Annotated in this window: 3 protein-coding genes; all 3 read left to right on the top strand. The window is 42.4% G+C overall.

Annotated features, from left to right (window positions below):
• Positions 1-651, top strand: a 651-nt coding sequence (locus R7E00_RS22555) for an NAD-dependent epimerase/dehydratase family protein (RefSeq protein WP_318124485.1), incomplete at its 5' end; no start/stop codon positions are given.
• 53 nt (positions 652-704) lie between these two features.
• Positions 705-1,454, top strand: coding sequence for a glycosyltransferase family 2 protein (locus R7E00_RS22550; RefSeq protein WP_025555633.1), 750 nt, complete (start codon positions 705-707; stop codon positions 1,452-1,454).
• Positions 1,451-2,091 (top strand): VTT domain-containing protein (locus R7E00_RS22545; protein ID WP_318124484.1); only part of this gene is annotated, 641 nt, incomplete at its 3' end. The genes R7E00_RS22550 and R7E00_RS22545, both read left to right, overlap by 4 nt.

Raw genomic sequence — 2,091 nt, 5'->3', positions numbered from 1 at the left:
AAGCATTTCATATATGCATCTTCCAGCTCCGTTTACGGCTTAAACAAGAAAGTGCCTTTCTCTACATCGGATAATGTTGATCACCCCGTTTCTTTATATGCAGCGACTAAAAAATCTAATGAATTGATGGCGCATAGTTATTCTCATCTCTATCAACTTCCTACAACAGGCTTACGTTTTTTTACTGTGTATGGTTCTTGGGGACGTCCAGATATGGCGCCTTTTATCTTTACTGAGAAAATAATTAACGGTCAGTCTATTGATATTAATAATAATGGTGATATGTGGAGGGACTTTACCCATATTAATGACATTGTCGAAGGGATAGTCAGAATTTCTGATGTCATACCAAGAATTAATCAGCGATGGCAGTTTGAAAATAGTACTCCAGCGGATAGTTCTGCTCCTTATTCTATTTACAATATTGGTTATGGTTCACCGATTTGTTTGATGGATTTTATCAAAGCAATAGAAAATGAACTCGGAATAGAAGCAAAGAAGAATTATCGAGAGATGCAGCCAGGAGATGTATACCAAACCTATGCTGATACAACAGCTTTCTATCAAGCCACTGGTTACCGGCCGTCAGTTTCCGTAGAAGAAGGCATTGCCGAGTTTGTCGCTTGGTACCGGAATTTTTATAACAAGTAAAAGATTTGTCATTCAGAACTTTCAAGGTCGAGAGTTCACATAAGGTTAGAGCTATGTTACCGAGTATATCAGTCGTTATTCCTGCAAAAAATGAACAAGGAAATATCGGGAAGTTAGTGAAAGAAATTCATGCCAGTTTAGAAGCATACCCTAACGTCGAAATTGTCATTACGGACGACGGTAGTACCGATGATACGGTGCAAGAGGCACTTGAAGCTGCTAAAGAATGTGGGTGTGACCTGCAAGTGGTAAGCCACGAACATAGTTGCGGTCAAAGCACAGCAGTGTTAACTGCCGTCAAACATGCAAAAGGCGAGTGGATTGTTACCTCCGATGCTGATGGGCAGAACGATCCGTCGGATATGCCTAAGATGCTTGAGCTTGCTGCTAAAGTCAGCAATCCGAATTTTTGCATCGCGGGTTATCGAGCAAAAAGGTTAGATACAGCTTGGGTTAGGTTTCAATCGAAGGTGGCGAACAGAGTGCGTCATGCATTACTAGGTGATGGTGTTCCAGATTCTGGTTGTGGACTTAAAGTCATCCCTAAATCGACTTATCTGCGCTTGCCGTATTTTGATCATATGCATCGGTTTTTGCCTGCACTCATCAAAGCGATGGGCGGGGAAATCGTCGTTCACCCAGTCGCGCACCGAGACAGAGAAGCAGGCACTTCCAATTACAATGCATGGAACCGTGCTTGGGTAGGGATTGTTGATATGTTTGGTGTGATCTGGTTACAAAAGCGCACGAAAAATCCGATGATCAAAGCTGTCAGCATTGCCAATGAAAATGCAAAACAATGAAATGGTTAAAGCTTGCACTTCTTATACTTGCTGGGGTTTTGTTAGCAAATCAGCTCGATAATCCCGTTTTATCTCACCTCACAGATAAGAACTGGCTGGTTGGCTACATTCAAAAAAACGGGGCTTTAGGGCATGTGGTCATCTTCACATTCAGTGTGGTGTTTTTGTCGTTAAGTGGGCCAAAGCAAGCCATCGCATTGGTATTCGGCTATTTATACCACGTCCAATTAGGCGTGCTTATCACCTTATTTGCTTGTGTTTTTGGGGCGACATTTAACTACGCCTGCGCGCGCTTTCTCATCGGAAATTGGCTATATCGACGGTTCCCGAAAAAAATGACGCGTTTTAATTCATTTGCGAGTCGTAAGCCGTTTTACAAAATCCTTTTGCTACGTTTGTTTCCGATTGGGAATAACGTCGTGACCAACGTTTTATCGGGTAGTGTCCGAGTGCCGTTCTTTGCCTTTATCTCCGCCAGTCTGTTGGGATACTTGCCTCAAATTATCATCTTCGCATTGATGGGCGCTGGTATTCATTCATCGAGTAATACAATGATATATCTCAGTATTTTCTTTGGCATCGTTAGCGCGGTACTCACAGGGTTTCTCTATCGAGATCATATTAAAAGGCGTGTTGA

Source organism: Vibrio sp. Vb1755 (genome assembly GCF_033338635.1).
GTDB classification, from domain to species: domain Bacteria; phylum Pseudomonadota; class Gammaproteobacteria; order Enterobacterales; family Vibrionaceae; genus Vibrio; species Vibrio alginolyticus.
The sequence above is the reverse complement of the archived record's forward strand: the minus strand, read 5'-3'. Positions and strand labels throughout refer to the sequence as shown.